We start from the raw sequence: 17,458 nt of genomic DNA, 5'->3' as shown, positions 1-17,458 counted from the left end.
GCGGAGGTCAGCCCGCGACGCCGTAGAGCCGGTCGCCGGCGTCGCCGAGGCCCGGCACGATGTAGCCCTTCTCGTTGAGCCGCTCGTCAAGTGCCGCAGTGACGATCGTGACCGGCACGTCGAGGCCCTCGAGCTCGCGCTCGAGCCGCTCGCAGCCCTCCGGCGCGGCGAGCAGGCAGATCGCGGTGATGTGGTCGGCGCCGCGGTCGGTGAGGAAGGTGATCGCTGCCGCCAGCGTGCCGCCGGTGGCCAGCATCGGGTCGAGCACGTAGCACTGGCGCCCCGAGAGGTCCGCGGGGAGCCGCTCGGCGTACGTCGACGCCTTCAGCGTGTCCTCGTCACGGACCATGCCGACGAAGCCGACCTCGGCCGTCGGCAGCAGCCGCATCATCCCGTCGAGCATGCCCAGGCCGGCGCGGAGGATCGGCACCACCAGCGGCTTCGGCGAGGCCAGCGCGACGCCGGTGGTGGGGGAGACCGGGGTCTCGATGTCGTAGTCGGTCACGCGGACGTCGCGGGTCGCCTCGTAGGCGAGCAGGGTCACCAGCTCGTCGGCCAGGTGCCGGAACGTCGGTGAGTCGGTGCTCTTGTCGCGGAGGACGGTCAGCTTGTGGGCGACGAGCGGGTGGTCCACGACGTGGGTGCGCATGGTCGAACTCTAGGGGTCGCGTGCGGAAGGGGGTTGGCCGGACGGCACGGGTCTGCCACGCTGGATGGCCCGCCGCACCGTTGCAGCCCAGCCAGCAGTCCAGCCAGCCCAGCCAGCAGTCCCGCCCGCAGTGCCCGCCGCCTGAGGAGACGAGATGCCCGACCAGCTCGACGCCGTGGACTTCGCCCTGGCGGCGTACCGCGAGGACGGCACCTGGGTCGTCGCGGAGCTCGTCCACGACCACCTCGACGACGTGACCGCGCTGGCCAGCGGCCTGCGGCGGCTCCCCGGCGACGCGGGTGCCGTGGGGCTGGTGGCGATGGACGAGGACTTCTTCCTGCTCGTCCGCGTCGCCGGGCCCACCACCCGGGTCCTGCTGTCCGACATCACCGCCGCCGACGAGTGGGAGCTGGCCGCCTCCGCGGTGGAGTTCCTCCACCTGCCGATGCCCGAGGACGAGGACGACCAGGTGCCGGCCGGGGACCTGGACCTGCTCGCCGACCTCGGCGTGCCGGCGATCGACCTGGCGGCGCTGCTCGACGACCCGGACTCCTACCCCGACGAGGTGCTGTCCGACGTCGCGCGGCGGCTGGGGTTCGGCGAGCTGTTCGACGACGCGGTGGGGCTCACCTCGGCGTGACCGGACCCTCCGACTGGCGGGAGCCGATGCTCGCCGCCCTGGCCGAGGCGCGCGCCGCGCTCGCGACCGGCGACGTACCCATCGGCGCGGTCGTCCTCGACCCGTCCGGCGCCGTGATCGGCACCGGCCGCAACATCCGCGAGGCGCACGCCGACCCCACCGGCCATGCCGAGGTGGTGGCCTTGCGCGCCGCCGCCCGGGCGCGCGGGGAGTGGCGGCTCGACGGCTGCACCCTCGTCGTCACCCTCGAGCCGTGCACGATGTGCGCCGGCGCGGCCGTCCTCGCCCGCGTCGAGCGGGTCGTCCTCGGCGCCTGGGACCCCAAGGCCGGGGCCGTCGGCAGCCTGTGGGACGTCGTCCGCGACCGGCGGCTCAACCACCGCCCCGAGGTCGTCGGCGGCGTGCTGGCCGAGGAGTCGGTCGCCCTCCTCGAGGACTTCTTCCGCGGCCACCGCGAGCCCGGCCCCGCCTGACCCGCGCCTGACCCGCGCCTGATTTCGCCGCCCCGTCGGCGCTCCGGTACATTCCTCCGCGGTGGCGTGTCCGAGCGGCCGAAGGTGCATCACTCGAAATGATGTGTGGGGTCAAACCCACCGTGGGTTCAAATCCCACCGCCACCGCCAGCAGCTGAGCCCCGACCGGCACGCCGGTCGGGGCTCGCTCGTTCCGGGCGCCCGGTCGTTCCGAGGGTTGCCGTCCGGGCGGGCGGGGCCGTCGTCCCACCAGCCCCACCCGTTCATGTAACGGACCGTTCGCCACTCTGTCTGCACGTTGCAGCGTGCAGACAGAGCAGCGGACGTCGCGTTACATGCGCGGTCGCGACACGGGTCTGTCCGGCAGGGAACGGTCCGGGGGTGACGGCGCGTAGGGTCCTGCCCGTGGATCGCCGATGAGCAAGATGGACAACCTCCGCGCGCTGCGCGAGGCCCGGTACGAGCAGGACAAGGCGGCCCGCACCGCCCCGAGCACCGGCACCGCTCCGGCTGCCCGGAAGGCTGCCCCGCGGCGCGCGACGGCTGCGCCGTCCCGGGGGTCCGCGCCGTCCGGCACCGCGGGTACGCCGCCGGCCGAGTCGGCCTGCGGGCACCGCGCGATCAGCGGGCGGACCTGCACCCGGCCTGCCGGTCACGCGGAGAAGAACCACCGCTACGCCTGAGCCGCCGCGAACCAGGCCGGCCCGTCACCGGGTGATGCGCCACGCCGCGGTGCCGGCCACGCCGCAGAGCCCGGCGGTCACGAGCGCGGCGACGACGAACCCCTGGTGGTGTGGACCGGACGAGCCGCTCGCGACGTCGAGCACCACGACGCCGAGGGTGCTGCCGACCGAGAAACCGAGGTAGCGCAGCACCTGCTGGAAGCTCAACATGCTGCTGGTCTCGTCCGGAGGCACGGCGCTGATGAGCAGCAGCGGGATCATCGCAAAGGTGCACCCGCTCCCCAAGCCGGCCACGGCCATGACCAGCAGGATCTGCCAGACGTGGTCGTGGGCGAGTGCCAGCAGCACGTTCGATAGCAGGTAGACGGCGCAGCCCAGGGGGAGGATGCGGTTGGGCGGGTAGCGGCGTCCGAAGGCAAGCGCGAGACGGCTGCCGCCGACGCTCAGCATCGAGTACGGCAGCAGCATCAGGCCCGCAACCCCGACCGGGTGTCCGAGGCCCCAGCCGGTCGAGGAGTCGGCCTGCACGACGATGAGCACCAGCGTGAGCCCGGCGTACATGCCGGCGCCAGCCAGCAGCGCGGTCAAGTGTGCGGCGAGGGCCGCCGGTCGGGCCGCCAGCCGCAGGTCAACGAGGGGGTGGTCGCCGCGGAGGGTCCACGGGACCCAGGCGAGGATTGCCGCGGTGCCCATGGCGGCGAGGGCGGCCGTTGGCCACGACGCCCATCCCCAGTCCTCGCCCTGGCTGACGGTGAGCAGGACGGCGGCGATGCCTCCGGTGAGCAGCAGTCCTCCCGTCCAGTCCAGCCGGGCGGTGCCGGTCGGCGGGGCCGAGGGCACGTGGCGCCAGGCGGCGACCAAGGTCGCCGCGGTCATGCCCGCACCCAGCCAGAAGGCCGCGCCCAGCCCGCCAGCCCCGGCGACCAGGGCCGTCAGTGGGAAGCCCAGTCCGGCGCCCGCCACGCCGGCCACCGAGAGCAGCGACATGGTGGCCGGCATTCGGTCGGGGTCGAGGACGTCGCGCGCCACGGCGAGGGCGAGGGGGGTGATGGCGAGGCCGACGCCCTGCAGGCACCGGCCGACGAGCAGGCCCGGGAACCCGGTGGGGAGCGCGGACAGGACGCAACCGGCGACGACCAGGGCGAGCCCGCCGAGGATCACGGGGCGGCGGAGAGCACCGCTCCCGGCACGACCGACCACGGGCGTCGCCATGGCGCCGGTGAGGAGCGTTGCGGTCAGGGTCCACTGAGCGGCGGTGAGGGAGACGTCGTAGTCGACGGCGACGCTCGCCACGAGCGGGGCGCCGAGGCTCGTGACCACCGCCGTGACCGTGGTCAGCAGGGCGAGCGTCCCCACCACGGGGCCCGAAGCGCCTGCTGAGCGCACGTGCTGCACCTGCCTCGTCTGCGTCGCGCGGAACCAAGTCCGGGGTACCGTACCCCTGAACGGGATATTGGTGCGGAGAGAGGAACGAGAATGGAGACATCTGATCAGGGCTCGAGGGTCCTCTACACGGCGTCCGCGGACGCCGTGGGCGGCCGGCACGGCTCCGCGCGGAGCGGGTCGGGCCGCCTCGAGGTCGAGCTCTCCCGCCCCACAAACCCCCGTGGGACCGGCACGAACCCCGAGGAGCTCTCCGCCGCCGGGTACGCCGCGTGCTTCCTCAGTGCCATGGCGGTCGCCGCCGGGCAGCTCGCGCTGCCTACCGGTCCGACGTCCGTGACGGGGGAGGTCGACCTGGTCCAGGAGCTGGACGGCAGGTACGGCCTGCGTGCCCGACTGGCGGTCCGGGCGCCGGAGGCGGACCCGGTCGACCTGCGTCGCGTGGTCGATCTGGCTGACCAGCTGTGCCCCTATTCGCGGGCGGTCCGGGACAACGTCGACGTCGAGGTCACCCTCGTGGGGGCCGACGCAGGCGCCGGCGCCTGACGCGGCACTCCGGTGCGGTCCGTCCGGGCGGGCGGTCAGCCCGCCTGGAGTGGTCGGTGGCCCAGGCGGGCGGACAGCTCGCGGGTCTCGGCGAGGAGCGCCGCCGCCAGTGCCTCGACGTTGCCCTGGATACGCGCGGCCGGGCCGCAGACGCTGACGACCGCAGCCGGCCGGTTCTCGAAGTCGAGCAACGGCGCGGCGATCGCGCCGGCGCCCTGCTGGCGTTCGCCGAAGGACACCGAGTAGCCGCGCTCGCGGACGGCGGCGAGCTCCTCGGCCAGCAACCTCCGGTCGATCACGGTCTGGTCGGTGAGCGCCACTAGGTCCACGCTGTGGAGGTAGTCCTCCTGGTCCTCGGGTGGCAGAAATGCTAGGAACGCCTTCGAGGAGCTTCCTGCGTGCAGGGGGAACCGGGCGCCGACCTCGACCGACATGATCACCTCGCGGCGCGGGGTCACTTGGTCGAGGTAGACCCGGTGGTTGCCGTGGCGGATCGACAGCGTCGAGGTCTCCGAGGTCTGGGCGCTCAGGCGGACCAGCGCGTCGCGCGCCAGGTCGCGCACGTCCACGCGCTGGGCATAGGTGCTGCCCATCACCAGCCAGGACGGGCCGAGCGTGTAGCGGCGGGTGGACTCGTTGAGCTCGAGGAAGTCGCGGCTGCAGAGCGTCGTGAGGATGCGGTGCACGACGGCCTTCGGCAGGTCCAGTGAGCGGGAGATCTCCGAGACGCCCAGGCTGGCGGCATTCGGCTCGGTGAAGAGAAGAAGCACGTCGAGGGCGCGTTCGAGCCCCTCGAGCGTGCGGCTGCCCCGGGGGGCCGGTGCGGTCGCCTCGATGGTCGTGGAGGCGGACGGCTTCTCAGCAGAGGGCACGGCTACTCGTCTCTAAGAGGTAGTCGGGTCGGGGTGCGCAGACGGCTCGCGGGGGCCATCTTTGACAGTCGAGTCGATGGATTCTAGGCTTCCGCCCAGCGAGATGTCGATCCTGTGAACGAAACACTCGGGAGGTCCCGGTGCCGGTGCCTAGCCAGGTCGCCGTGCCGGCGAGCGGGCCCAGGACCCCGCTCGCAGCTCTCACCCCGACCCTGGTCGGTGGGATCCCGCTGCGCAACCGGGTGGTCTTCCCCGGTCACACCACGAACTTCGGCGTCTCCTCGTTGCCGACCGACCGGCACCGCGACTACCTCGCCCGCCGGGCCCGGGGCGGCGCCGCACTGGTCATCAGCGAGGCCATCCGCGTGCACCCGACGAGTGCCGGTCGCGACAGCACGCTCGGCTCCTACCACCCCGACGCGGTACGCGCCTTCACTGCTGTCGTGGACGCTGTGCACGCGGAGGGTGCGGCGACCTTCGCGCAGGTGATGCACGCCGGACGACAGGCCAGCGGCGACAGCGCGCGCACGGCGGCCTGGGCGCCGAGCCCGATCCCGTGGACCTTCGGCGGGCCCGTGCCCCACGCGATGACCCGGGCTGACATCGGCGTCGTCGTCGAGGCCTTCTCCGCGGCCGCGCGCCGGATGTGGCAGGCAGGGTTCGACGGCCTCGAGGTCCACCTCGGTCACGGGCACCTGCTCCAGCAGTTCCTCTCCCCGGCGACCAACACCCGAACCGACGAGTACGGAGGAGACCTCAAGGGCCGGCTCCGGTTCGCGCGGGAGGTGCTCGCGGCGGTCCGCGACGCCGTGCCCAGCGAGTTCCCCGTCGGTCTCCGGGTGAGCGGCGAGGAGTTTCTGCCGGGAGGTCTCGACCTGGAGGCGACGGTCGATGCGGTCGCCCGGCTGGCCGAGGACGGTGCCCCGTCCTTTCTGCACGTGAGCCACTCGGCGTACGTCGGCACGGCATCGCTCAGCACCCAGATCGCCGACATGAGCCACGGTCCCGCTCCTTTCCGCCACCTGCCGCGCCGCTTCCGCGCCGCGTTCCCCGGGATCCCGGTCATCGGCGTCTGCCGGATCGACGACATCGAGGTCGCCTCCGACCTGGTCCGGTCCGGCGACGCGGACCTCGTGGCGATGGCGAGGGCCCAGATCGCCGATCCGGACCTCGTGCTCAAGGCAGCCTCGGGGCGTGCGCACGAGACGCGGTCATGCCTGGCCTGCAACCAGGCATGCATCGGGCGCATCGAGCTCAACCTGCCCCTCTCCTGCGTGGTGAACCCGACGGCGGGGGAGGAGGCGGCGCACGCCGCGGCTCTGTCGCGCGCCGAGGCCGCACCCGCTCGCTCGGTGCTGGTCGTCGGCGCCGGCCCGGCGGGCCTCGAGGCTGCTGTCACCGCGGCGCGCGCGGGCGCCGCCGTCGTACTCCTGGAGCGCGAGCAGGAGGTGGGTGGCCAGGTCCGCTCGGCCCGCCGCCTCCACGGCCGGTCACGGCTCGGCCTGCTCGTGGACGACCTGGAGGCCGAGGCGCACCGCCGGGGGGTGGACGTCCGGGTCGGCACGAGCCTCGGTGACGCCGGTGCTCCCGACCCCTCCGACTTCGACCACGTGGTGGTCGCGACCGGCTCGATGAGTCGGGTGCGCCCGCTGCCCGGCCCCGCGCAGGTCGTGGGCGCCGAGACCGCCGTGGCCCTGCTCGCCGATCCCGGGCTCGCGGGTCGCGTCGTCGCCGTCGTCGACGACGAAGGCGGGTGGGTCGCCGCGGCAATCGCCGAGTCCCTCGCCGTCGCCGGGGCCCGCGTCCACGTCGTGTCTGGGGGTGCCGGTCTATTTCCCCGGGTGACGCTCTACAGCCGGCTGGGCCTCGTCGACCGGCTGGCCGGCTACCGGGTGGCCACCCATGTGCTTCGCCGACCGGTGCGCTCGACCTCAGAGGGGCTCGTCGTGGCCGACGTCGTCGGCGGCCAGGAGCAGCTCCTCGCCGGCGTCGACCTTGTGGTCGACCTCCCGTCACGGGCCGCGGTCGACTCTGTGCACGACGTCCTCCAGGACCGCGGGCTCGCGTCCCGGCTGCGCGTGGTGGGCGACGCGCAGGCGCCCCGCACGCTCACCGAAGCCACCCACGAAGCCCGGACCACCGTGCTCGGGCTGCTCGACCCCGGGCCCGAGTGTCCGGCTGACGCAACGCCCGCTCGACCGAGCGCGTGAACGCCTTGAGAGGACGACCCCGATGAACGCCATGCCTGCGGTCACCAGTTCCGACCCCATCCACCTCGACGACGTGGTCGCGCTGGTGACAGGCGCGGGCGGCGGGATCGGGAGGGCGGTCGTGGAGCTGCTCGAGGCGCGCGGTGCGCGGGTCGCAGCCGCCGATCGCGAAGGGGGTCCAGGATGGGACGCCCTCGTCGAACCGAGGACCGGGCGCACGCGCCACGCGCTTGACGTCACCGAGCCTGGCGCCGCCGCCCGGGTGGTGGCCGAGGTGCTCGACGCCCACGGTCGGCTCGACGTCGTCGTCAACTGCGCGGGGATCAATGCGAGGTCAGCGGCGGCGGAGACCTCGCCCGAGGAGTGGGCAGCCGTCCTCGACGTCAACCTCACGGGCACCTACCAGGTGATGCAGGCGGCCCACGCCGCCCTGCGGGCCTCTGGCCGCGGCTCGATCGTCAACCTGACGTCGACCGCCGCCGCCGTCGCTGTGCCGCACAACGCGGCGTACTCGGTCTCCAAGGCCGGGTTGGTGCACCTGACCCGCGTGCTCGCCTCCGAGTGGGCGGCCGACGGCATCCGCGTGAACTCCGTCGGCCCCACGATCGTGGCGACCGAGATGACCGCCGCGGTCCGGTCGGACGAGGTCTACATGGCCGAGAAGCTCGCCAGCATCCCGCTGGGGCGGATGGCGAGCGTCGACGACGTCGCCCAGGCGGTCGCGTTCCTGGCCGCCCCGGCTGCTGGCATGGTCACGGGCCAGACGTTGTACGTCGACGGTGGTGTGACCACCCGCTGACCGCTGGCCCCCGATGCCCGCCCGCCACCGGCCAGGCCCCCGCTCGTCACGTGCCCCCCGCGTGCGCACCGGGCTCCCGTCGGCCGGTCGGAACCGGCCTGACAGAGGCCGCGCCGGGTGTAACGGCTAGGTGAAACCCACGGCGAACCCCTTGACGGGAACCGGCCACCGCGATTGAGTGTGATCTCGGTAGAGGAACGCCATTCCGCTCGAAGGAACGCTCGGGTCTCATAGGAGGTTGCACATGCGTGGACCAAAGCTCCGCGTCAGTCTGGTCGGTGCCGCGGCACTGACTCTCGCCCTGGCCGGGTGCTCGGCCTCGAACCCGGACGACGGGGACGGCGGCAGCGCTGCCGACGACACCCTCGTCATCGCGGCCGTCAACGTGCCCGGCGGTTTCGACGGCGACGTCATCACCCCAGGCACCCAGCACACGGTCACCCAGATCTACGAGCCCCTCGTGAACTACGGCGTCAGAGACGTCGAGGGCGGCGCTCGCGAGGTCGACGCCTCCGTGATCGAGCCGGGGCTCGCCGAAAGCTGGGAGGTCGCGGACGACGAGCTCAGCGTCACCTTCAAGCTCCGCGAGGGCGTCGAGAGCCAGTGGGGCAACGAGCTCACGGCCGAGGACGTGAAGTGGAGCTGGGACAAGTCTCTCGACCAGGAAAGGACCGGCGCGTTCATCGCCAGCGTCTCCAACGTCGAGAGCGTCGAGGTCGTTGACACCTACGAGGTGCGCTTCAACCTCACCGACCCGAGCCCCATCCTGCTGAAGGCGCTCACCCTCTACACCCCGTCGATCTACGACTCGACAGAGATGAAGAAGCACGCGACCAAGGACGACCCCTGGGCCCTGGAGTGGATCGTCTCGAACAGCGCCGGCTTCGGGCCGTACTACGTCGACGAGGTCAAGGCTGGTGAGGAGGCCGTCTTCAAGGCCAACCCGAACTACTACGGCGACGAGCCGCACTTCTCCACCGTCGTCTACCGCTCGGTGCCGGACGCCTCGACCCGCGTGCAGCTGCTGCAGGCCGGCTCGGTCGACTGGATCGAGGAGCTCACCTTCACCCAGCTCAACGAGCTGGAGACGAGTGACGGCGTCAAGGTGCAGTCGACCCCGGGCAACTTCCAGGCCCGCGCGCTGATGAATCCCAACTACGAGCCGTTCAAGGACAAGCGGGTGCGCCAGGCGATCAACTTCGCCACGCCGCACGAGCAGATCCTGAACAACGTCTTCGCCGGCCGTGCGCAGCAGAGCCGTGGCCCGCTGGTCTCCACCATCCCCTGCTACAACTCCGACGCCTGGGCCTACGAGACCGACGTCGACAGGGCCAAGTCGCTGCTCGCCGACGCGGGATACGCCAACGGCGTGGACATCACGCTCGAGTACTCCGGCCTGAACTGGTGGGAGGAGCCGCTCGGCATCCAGCTCAAGGACGGCCTCGCCAAGGCCGGCATCCGCGTCAGCCTCAAGCGCATCCCGGACGCCGACATGACTGCCCGGGCCGCGATCACCGAGCGCGACCTGCCGTTCTTCACCTTCTACGAGCAGTCCATCGTCCTGGACCCGGGTTACAGCATGCTGCTGACCTCCACCCCGGACGGCTCGGCGGACCGCAACGACTACGACAACCCCGAGGTGACCAAGCTCATCGAGCAGGCCAACGTGATCACCGACGAGGAGAAGCGGTGCGAGCTGATCGACGAGGCGCAGCAGATCCACCTCGAGGACGCGTCCTGGATCTACTCGGCTGAGATCGGTGCCCACGAGGCCATGGCCGAGGACATCGAGGGCTGGGTCTGGCACCCGGACAACCACGAGCGCTGGGCCGACCTCAGCCGCTGAACCCCGGCCGTTTCCGCGGCCACCCGGTGAGGGCTGCGGGACCGACGACGATGTCGGTCCCGCAGCACCCCACCGCTGCACGACCCCCGGAGCGCCGGACGGCGCTCCGGCGGTGCACGGAACGTGCACCCTGACTTCCGGTGAAAGGTGGCAGAGGACGTGGGCAAGGGACTTGGCCGATACCTGGCCTACCGGCTCCTGTTGCTGGTCCCGCTGTTGTTCGGCGTCTCGGTCCTGACCTTCTTGCTCGTCCGGCTCGGTGACTCGAGCCCGGCGGTGATGGTGGCTGGTCCGACCGCGACGCAGGCGCAGATCGAGGACATCGAGGCCGAGATGGGCCTCGACCGGTCGCTCCCGGTGCAGTACTGGACGTGGCTGAGCGACGCGGTGCGCGGTGACCTCGGCACCTCGTGGATGTCGAACCGGCCGGTCACCGAGGAGCTGATGGAGAAATTGCCCATCACCTTGGAGCTGATCGGCTTCGGCGTCGCCGGCGCGATCATCTTCGGGGTCCTGGTGGGCGTCGCCTCCGCGGTGCGACAACGGGGGCTCGTCGACCAGGTGCTGCGGATCGTCACCCTGGCCGGGGTCTCGATCCCGATCTTCTGGGGCGCGCTCCTCATGATCGCCTTCTTCTTCACGGTGCTCGGTTGGGCACCCGCCCCCCTGGGACGTGTCGAACGCGGGCTCACCATGCCGCCGCACGTGACGGGCATGCTGGTCTTCGACAGCGTCGTCACCGGCTATTTCGCGACCGCCGCGTCGGCGATCGCCCACCTGGCCCTGCCCGCGCTCACCATTTCCATGATTACCGGCGCGACGATCGCCAAGCAGGCACGCGCCGCGATGGTGGAGACCCTCGGCAGCCCGGCGGTGCGCTACGCCCGTGCGTGCGGCATGTCCGAGCGCGGTGTGGTGTGGCTGGCGTTTCGCAACGCGCTGCCCGATCTGATCGGCTTCTTTGGGATCACCTTCAGCCTCGCCCTGGGCGGAGCCGCGATCTCGGAGCTCATCTTCTCCTGGGGCGGGCTCGGCCAGCTCGGCCTCGAGGCCATCACCAACGCCGACTTCGCCGTCGTTCAAGGCTTCATCCTGGTGATGGGAGTCCTGACCGCGGCGATCTACCTCATCGCCGACCTGGTGGTCGCTGCGATCGACCCGAGGGTGAAGCTGCAGTGAGCATCCCGATGAACGACGACGCCGTGGCCTCCGCCCGGCCGATGCCGGCACCCGGCACCCCGCCCGCGAACGTCGACCCCGGCGAGGTCGGACGCCTCCGGGCGGCCGCCCGCGGCATGTGGCGGTTCATGACCTCCAGCATGGCGGCCTTCACTGGCACCGTCATCGTCCTGGTCTTCGTGGTCGTCGGTGCGCTGGCCGACGTGCTGGTCCCGACCGACCCGTTGCAGGTCTTCGGCAGCGACCTGCTCGAGCCGCCGGGCGCCGACCACTGGTTCGGCACCGACGGCAACGGCATGGACGTCTTCGCCCGGACCATCCACGCCATCCAGATCGACCTGGTCATCTCGGTGACCGCGGTCGCGATCTCGATCGTGGTCGGCGTGGCGCTGGGTCTCATCGCCGGCTACCGCGGCGGTTGGTTCGAGATGGTGCTGCTCCGGCTCATGGACGTGCTCCAGGCGTTTCCGGCGCTGATTCTGGCACTGGCCGTGGTCGCCGCCTCGCAGGAGTCGATGACCGCCGTGATCGCCGTGATCGCCTTCCTCGACACCCCGGTCTTCATCCGCATGACCCGCGGTCAGGTGCTGAGCCTGCGCGAGGCGATGTACGTCGAGGCGGCCCGGTCCACCGGGAACAAGCCCTGGCGCATCATGTGGCGCCACATCATGCCCAACACGCTTCCGCCACTGATCATCCAGACCGCGGTCCGGCTGGCGTGGTCGGTGATGATCGTTTCCTCGCTCGCCTTCGTCGGCGTCGGCATCCAGGTCCCGACCCCGGAGTGGGGCGCCATGATCCGGCACGGATCGGCCTTCATCACCTCCGGCCAGTGGTGGCCCTCGGTCTTCCCGGGCCTGGCCCTGATGCTGCTGGTGCTCGGCTTCAACCTCCTCGCAGACGCGATCCAGGACCATCTCGACCCGAGGAAGGACTGAGCGCATGGCCCTGCTCTCGATCAAGGACCTCCGCGTCCACATCGCTACCCCGAACGGCACCGCCCACGCGCTCAACGGCGTCAGCCTCGACGTCGACGAGCACGAGATCGTCGGGCTCATTGGCGAGACCGGTGCGGGCAAGTCCCTCACGGCCTGGTCCGTCCTCGGGCTGCTCGGCCCCCGCGCCCGGGTGGTGGAGGGGACCGCGGAGTTCGAGGGGACCGACCTCGTCTCGATGTCCGAGCGCCGTCGCCGGCGCCTGCGCGGCAAGGACGTGGCGGTCATCGTCCAGAACCCGCGCGGTGCGCTCGACCCGCTGCGCTCGGTCGGGCGCCAGATCGCCGAGACTAACCGCCGGCACCGGGGCGCCGGGCGCAAGGCGGCGAAGGAGAACGCGATCCGCGCCCTGCGCGACGTCGGCATCTCCGACCCGGCCCGGCGCGCGAAGGCGTTCGCCCACCAGCTCAGCGGCGGCATGGCGCAGCGCGTGCTCATCGCGCTCGCCATGATCAACGAGCCCAAGCTGATCATCGCCGACGAGCCGACCACCGGTCTCGACCTGACGGTGCAAGCCCAGATCCTTGACCTGCTGCGCGCCCGCGTCGACGCGACCGGGTCGGCGGTCCTGCTCATCACCCACGACCTGGGTGTGGTCGCCAACTACTGCGACCGCGTCGCGGTCATGTTCGCCGGCCGGATCGTCGAGCAGGGCACCATCGCGCAGATCTTCGGCAACCCCCGCCACCCGTACACACAGGCACTGGTGAAGGCGAGCCGCGAGACGCTGGACGAGACGGTCTCGGAGGAGACCGACCGCTCTGAGCCGCCGAACCTGGTCGACCTTCCCAGCGGCTGTCACTACCGGTTCCGCTGCCCGCTCGCCGCCGACGTCTGCGCGACGCCGGTGCCGGAGGTCGAGGTGGGTGGCGGGCACCGCGCGCTGTGCCACTTCCCCGGAGACGCGGCCCGGGACCCGGGCGCCGCCGCCTCCGTACGAGCCGAGACCGTCGAAAGGGTGGGCCCATGAGCGAGCACATCGAGGCCCGCGGGATCGTCAAGACGTTCTCCGTCCGGGGCTCCCGCGCCCCGGTGCGCGCCGTCAACGGCGTCGACATCGTGATCCCGCGAGGCAGGACCCTGGGTCTGGTGGGCGAGAGCGGCTCGGGCAAGAGCACGGTCGGGCGCTGCCTGCTGCGGCTGCTGGAGCCGACCGAGGGCACGGTCCGCCACGGGGAACACGACGTGCTCGCCATGAAGCCGGAGACGCTGCGCCGCCACCGGGCGCGCGCCGCGATGGTCTTCCAGGACCCCTACGAGTCCCTGAACCCCCGGATGCGGATCCGCTCGGTGGTCGAGGAGCCCCTCATGCTTCACACCGACCTCGAGCCCTCCGCCCGTCGCCGGCGCGCGGCTGAGCTGATGCGGCTGGTGCGGCTCGAGGAGTTCCACCTCGACCGGTTCCCCCACGAGCTCAGCGGCGGCCAGCTCCAGCGCATCGGCATCGCCCGGGCGCTCGCGACCGACCCGGAGTTCCTCGTCCTCGACGAGCCGACGTCCTCGCTCGACCTGAGCGTGCGCGCCGGGGTGCTGCGGCTGCTCAAGCGGCTGCAGCGCGAGCTCGGAATCACCTTCCTCTTCATCTCCCACGACCTGACGACGGTCGCGGCGATGTCGGACGAGGTGGCGGTGATGTACCTCGGCACGGTGATCGAGAAGGGCCCCGCGGCCGAGGTCCTCGGCAACCCCCAGCACCCCTACTCCCAGGCGCTGCTCTCCGCGGCGCTCTCGGTCGACCCCGAGGGCCGGCGCGTGCGGCACGTCCTGGAGGGGGAGACTCCGAGCCCGGTCGACCTGCCGCCGGGGTGCCCGCTGGCCTCGCGCTGCCCCCTGGTGCGCAACGACTGCCGCCTGGCGGTGCCGCCGCTCTTCGAGGTGTCGGAGGGTCACGGCGCCGCCTGCGTCCGTGTCCCCGAGGGCACCAACGTCCTTCCGGCCGTCGGGCCGGTCCCCATCGTCACTGCTAGCTGAGGAGTACTTCTCGATGTCCCATCCCTACGCCCACCTGTTCGAGCCGATCAAGATCGGTCCGAAGGGGGCGAAGAACCGGTTGTGGATGACTGCCCACAGCACCCAGCTGGTCAAGGACCACAACTTCACCGACCGGCACGTGGCGTACTACGCCGAGCGGGCCAAGGGCGGCGTCGGCGTCATCACGATGGAGGCGATGGCGACCCACCCGACGACCCAGCCGTACGCCGGCAAGATCCACGCGTTCGACCCGGCTGTCATCCCGAACTACGAGAAGCTGGCCGCTGCGGTGCACGAGCACGGCGCGCTGCTGCTGGCCCAGCCCTGGCACCGTGGCCGGGAGACCAACGGCGTCGTCAACCGCCTGCCGGTCTGGGCGCCGTCGTCCATCCCCGACACCGTCTACCGCGAGATGCCGCACGCGATGGACGAGGAGAACATCGCCGAGATCGTCGAGGGCTACACGCTCGCGGCCCGCTACGCGGCCGAGGGTGGTCTCGACGGTGTGGAGGTGCACGGCCTGGCCCACGGCTACCTGCTCGGCCAGTTCCTCTCGCCAGCGACCAACCACCGGACCGACCAGTACGGCGGGTCGGAGGAGAACCGCCTGCGCCTGGTGCTGGAGATCATCGAGCGCACCCGCGCCGAGGTTGGTTCGGGACTCATCGTCGGCGTGCGCATTAACGGCGACGACGGCGAGGTCGAGGGCGGCCTGCGCACCGAGCACTGGGCCCGGATCGCGAGGGCGATCGCCGACACGGGGCTGATCGACTACGTCTCGGTGTCCCAGGGGACCTACCAGAACCGGATGCTGATCTATCCGACGACCCCGCGCGAGCAGGGCTACCAGATCGACGCCACCCGGCAGATCAAGCAGATGGTCCCCGAGCTGCCGGTGGTGGTCGCCGGGCGCATGACCTCGCCGGAGAAGGCGGAGTACGCCATCGCCAGCGGGGCCGGCGACATGGTGGGGATGGCACGCACGCTGATCGCCGACCCCGAGTGGCCGAACAAGGCCCGCGAGCAGCGCGAGACCGACATCCGTCCGTGCGTCGGCGCCAACCACTGCATGGCCTCCATCGTCAGCGCGCCGCTGGCCTGCATCCACAACCCGGCCGTCGGCCGGGAGGCCGAGCTCGGCACCGGCACGCTTCGGATCGCTGAGCGCCCCCGGTCGGTCGCCGTCGTCGGCGGCGGTCCCGGCGGCATGCGCGCCGCCCTCACGCTCGCCCAGCGCGGGCACGAGGTGACGCTGTTCGAGAAGGGCGCCGAGCTCGGCGGGCAGGTGAACTGGATCGCCCGCTCGGAGAGCTACAGCGAGTGGGGCAGCATCGCCGGCTGGCTGGTCAGCCAGCTCGGCGGCACGAACGTGAAGGTGGAGCTCGGCGTCGAGGCAACCGTCGAGTCCCTGGTCGCTGGCGGGTTCGACTCCATCGTCGTCGCAACGGGCTCGACCCCGCTGCGCACCGGGTGGAGCGTCAACCACCCCGCCCGCTGGGCGAACCCCGACGGGGTCCCCGGCGTCGACCAGTTCAACGTGGTGACCGCCCAGGAGGCGCTGCTCAACCACGCCGAGCTGGGCCCGAACGTGATGGTCTTCGACGACATCGGCGGTCGGCACGCGGTGGTCGTCGCCGAGCACCTGCAGGCCAACAGGCACCAGGTCGAGCTGGTCACGACGCTCAGCTCGGTCGCCCCCGAGCTGTCCGCGACGCGGGACGTCGGCTGGGTCCACCAGCGCCTGCGCACCGCCGGCGTCGTCTTCACGCCGAACCGTGAGATCGCCGCGATCGACGAGGACCGCGTGAGCCTGCGCGACGTCCACACCGACGAGGTCGAGGTGCGCGAGCCCGTCGACTCGGTCGTCCTGGTGACCGGCGGCAAGGCCGAGGACTCCCTGTACTACGGCCTCAAGCAGGCCGGCGTCGAGGTGCGCGCAGTCGGCGACTGCGTGTCGCCGCGCCGCGTGTTCAACGCCATTTGGGAAGCCGAGCTGGCTGCCCGCGAGATCTGAGCTGAGGAGAGACGCATGTCGAAGGTGACCTACGAGTGGCAGTACGACGAGGCCGGCGAGGAAGCACTGGCGGAGGTGCGTGCGCGGCGCGGGTTCACCCTGCCGGTGCACGAGGTGATGGCGTCGGTGGACCCCGACATCCTGCGCGCCTACAACGCGTTGGCCGGCAACCTGATCTTCGGCCCCGAGCCGCGTCACCTGGACCTGAAGACCCGATTCCTGGTGCTGGTCGGCGTCACCACCGCGGTCAAGGGTGACCGCGAGGGCGTCGAGTGGGCCTCGCGCAACGCGATGAAGCACGGCGCCAGCGAGAAGGAGGTCCTTGAGGCCATCCTTCTCGCCGGGCTCCCCGGCGGCATGCCGACAGTCGAGGCGGCCACGATCGCCTTCGCCGACATGCTCCAGGGCAACGGCTGGGTCGAGCAGGGTGCGCCGACGGACACCGACGGGGTTGACGCCTGATGCCCTTCACCTTCCACGCGGAGGTCCTCTCGACCGACGGCACGCGCACCCCGCGCGAGCTGGAGGTCCGGCGGATGTACAACATGGGCTCGGCGACCCGGGACGCCGACGTGGCGATCCACCATCAGAAGGAGGTGGCCGACGCCGGGGTCAAGATCGCCTTCGACGTCCCTGCCCCCCGGATCTACCCGATCACCCCGCAGGCGCTCACCACCAGGACGGCGGTCGAGGTTCACGGCAGCCGAACGTCCGGCGAGGTGGAGATCGTCCTGGTCGTCACCGGGGACGAGGTGCTCGTGGGGGTGGGCTCCGACCACACCGACCGCGACCTGGAGCGGGTCAGCATCGTCTACAGCAAGCAGACGTGCCCCAACATCCTGGCGCCGACGCTGTGGCGGCTCTCGGAGGTCGCGGATCACTGGGACCAGTGCGTCCTGGAGTCCTGGGTCGACGGCACGCTCTACCAGCAGACCCCGACCGGGACGTTCCTCTCCCCGGAGGACCTGCTGCGCATCCTCGGCGAGCGGGCCAACCCGCCGGCGTCGGACTACGTGCTGTTCGCAGGCACGATCGTCGCTCTCGACGGCAAGCTCGCCTACGGCCGGGAGTGGTCCTTCCGCCTGCACGACCCGGTGCTCGACCGGGAGATCCGGCACACCTACCGGCTCGAGTCCCTGATGGACGAGTTGACGGACGGGTTCCGCGTGCCGCTGACGGTCGAGGCCGGGTGAACTGA

General features: G+C 71.5%; 17 protein-coding genes and 1 tRNA gene. 15 read left to right on the top strand and 3 right to left on the bottom strand.

The features are described 5' to 3' along the window. Positions 1-7 precede the first annotated feature (7 nt). Positions 8-649, bottom strand: coding sequence for a uracil phosphoribosyltransferase (gene upp / locus H7344_RS15700; RefSeq protein ID WP_166190387.1), 642 nt, complete (start codon positions 647-649; stop codon positions 8-10). Positions 650-803: 154 nt separating this feature from the next. Between upp and H7344_RS15695 the strand changes: the two genes are divergently transcribed. The 4 genes from H7344_RS15695 (at position 804) to H7344_RS15680 (ending at position 2,445) form a co-directional block, all read left to right on the top strand. Then, positions 804-1,289 (top strand): tRNA adenosine deaminase-associated protein, encoded by a 486-nt coding sequence (locus H7344_RS15695; RefSeq protein WP_186346944.1) that lies wholly within the window; start codon positions 804-806, stop codon positions 1,287-1,289. Further along, positions 1,286-1,762 (top strand): nucleoside deaminase, encoded by a 477-nt coding sequence (locus H7344_RS15690; protein WP_268238540.1) that lies wholly within the window; start codon positions 1,286-1,288, stop codon positions 1,760-1,762. Before H7344_RS15695 ends, H7344_RS15690 begins: the two co-directional genes overlap by 4 nt. 60 nt (positions 1,763-1,822) lie before the next feature. Next, positions 1,823-1,912: transfer RNA gene (locus H7344_RS15685), tRNA-Ser, on the top strand. A 266-nt stretch (positions 1,913-2,178) separates the two neighbouring features. Further along, the gene (locus H7344_RS15680; RefSeq protein WP_186346943.1) at positions 2,179-2,445 is read left to right on the top strand and encodes a hypothetical protein; all 267 of its coding nucleotides are present in this window, start codon (positions 2,179-2,181) and stop codon (positions 2,443-2,445) included. Positions 2,446-2,469: 24 nt separating this feature from the next. Here H7344_RS15680 and H7344_RS15675 read toward each other — a convergent pair whose 3' ends face one another. Continuing rightward, complete coding sequence (locus H7344_RS15675) at positions 2,470-3,804, bottom strand: MFS transporter (protein WP_186346942.1); 1,335 nt, start codon at positions 3,802-3,804, stop codon at positions 2,470-2,472. A 117-nt stretch (positions 3,805-3,921) separates the two neighbouring features. On the opposite strand from H7344_RS15675, the gene H7344_RS15670 reads away from it, so the two are divergent. Further along, positions 3,922-4,374 carry an Ohr family peroxiredoxin gene (locus tag H7344_RS15670; protein ID WP_186346941.1) on the top strand — a complete coding sequence of 151 codons (453 nt, stop codon included), beginning with the start codon at positions 3,922-3,924 and terminating at the stop codon, positions 4,372-4,374. Between the two features lie 35 nt (positions 4,375-4,409). Here the strand turns inward: H7344_RS15670 and H7344_RS21260 are convergent, their stop codons facing one another. Continuing rightward, positions 4,410-5,246 carry an IclR family transcriptional regulator gene (locus H7344_RS21260; RefSeq protein ID WP_222130749.1) on the bottom strand — a complete coding sequence of 279 codons (837 nt, stop codon included), beginning with the start codon at positions 5,244-5,246 and terminating at the stop codon, positions 4,410-4,412. Between the two features lie 164 nt (positions 5,247-5,410). Between H7344_RS21260 and H7344_RS15660 the strand changes: the two genes are divergently transcribed. The 10 genes from H7344_RS15660 to H7344_RS15615 all read left to right on the top strand — a co-directional run bounded on the left by H7344_RS15660 (position 5,411) and on the right by H7344_RS15615 (position 17,453). After that, positions 5,411-7,456 carry an oxidoreductase gene (locus tag H7344_RS15660; protein ID WP_186346940.1) on the top strand — a complete coding sequence of 682 codons (2,046 nt, stop codon included), beginning with the start codon at positions 5,411-5,413 and terminating at the stop codon, positions 7,454-7,456. A gap of 22 nt (positions 7,457-7,478) precedes the next feature. Beyond that, entirely contained in the window at positions 7,479-8,255 is a 777-nt protein-coding gene (locus H7344_RS15655) for an SDR family NAD(P)-dependent oxidoreductase (RefSeq protein WP_222130748.1), read from the top strand. A gap of 244 nt (positions 8,256-8,499) precedes the next feature. Beyond that, positions 8,500-10,101, top strand: a complete 1,602-nt coding sequence (locus tag H7344_RS15650) for an ABC transporter substrate-binding protein (protein ID WP_186346939.1) — start codon at positions 8,500-8,502, stop codon at positions 10,099-10,101. A 147-nt stretch (positions 10,102-10,248) separates the two neighbouring features. Further along, complete coding sequence (locus tag H7344_RS15645) at positions 10,249-11,280, top strand: ABC transporter permease (RefSeq protein ID WP_186346938.1); 1,032 nt, start codon at positions 10,249-10,251, stop codon at positions 11,278-11,280. Continuing rightward, positions 11,277-12,218: an ABC transporter permease gene (locus tag H7344_RS15640; RefSeq protein WP_186346937.1), complete on the top strand. Its 942-nt coding sequence runs from the start codon at positions 11,277-11,279 to the stop codon at positions 12,216-12,218. The genes H7344_RS15645 and H7344_RS15640 overlap by 4 nt, the downstream gene beginning before the upstream one ends. Positions 12,219-12,222: 4 nt before the next feature. Next, complete coding sequence (locus H7344_RS15635) at positions 12,223-13,245, top strand: ABC transporter ATP-binding protein (RefSeq protein WP_186346936.1); 1,023 nt, start codon at positions 12,223-12,225, stop codon at positions 13,243-13,245. Next, positions 13,242-14,246: an ABC transporter ATP-binding protein gene (locus tag H7344_RS15630; protein WP_186346935.1), complete on the top strand. Its 1,005-nt coding sequence runs from the start codon at positions 13,242-13,244 to the stop codon at positions 14,244-14,246. Before H7344_RS15635 ends, H7344_RS15630 begins: the two co-directional genes overlap by 4 nt. A gap of 13 nt (positions 14,247-14,259) precedes the next feature. Next, complete coding sequence (locus H7344_RS15625) at positions 14,260-16,260, top strand: oxidoreductase (protein ID WP_186346934.1); 2,001 nt, start codon at positions 14,260-14,262, stop codon at positions 16,258-16,260. Between the two features lie 15 nt (positions 16,261-16,275). Further along, positions 16,276-16,722, top strand: a complete 447-nt coding sequence (locus H7344_RS15620; protein WP_186346933.1) for a carboxymuconolactone decarboxylase family protein — start codon at positions 16,276-16,278, stop codon at positions 16,720-16,722. Then, positions 16,722-17,453, top strand: a complete 732-nt coding sequence (locus tag H7344_RS15615) for a DUF2848 family protein (protein ID WP_186346932.1) — start codon at positions 16,722-16,724, stop codon at positions 17,451-17,453. The genes H7344_RS15620 and H7344_RS15615 overlap by 1 nt, the downstream gene beginning before the upstream one ends. Positions 17,454-17,458: the final 5 nt, after the last annotated feature.

Source organism: Nocardioides deserti, from assembly GCF_014266025.1.
Lineage (GTDB): Bacteria > Actinomycetota > Actinomycetes > Propionibacteriales > Nocardioidaceae > Nocardioides > Nocardioides deserti.
Note: the sequence above shows the minus strand (reverse complement) of the source record. Positions and strands in the feature narration are given on the sequence as shown.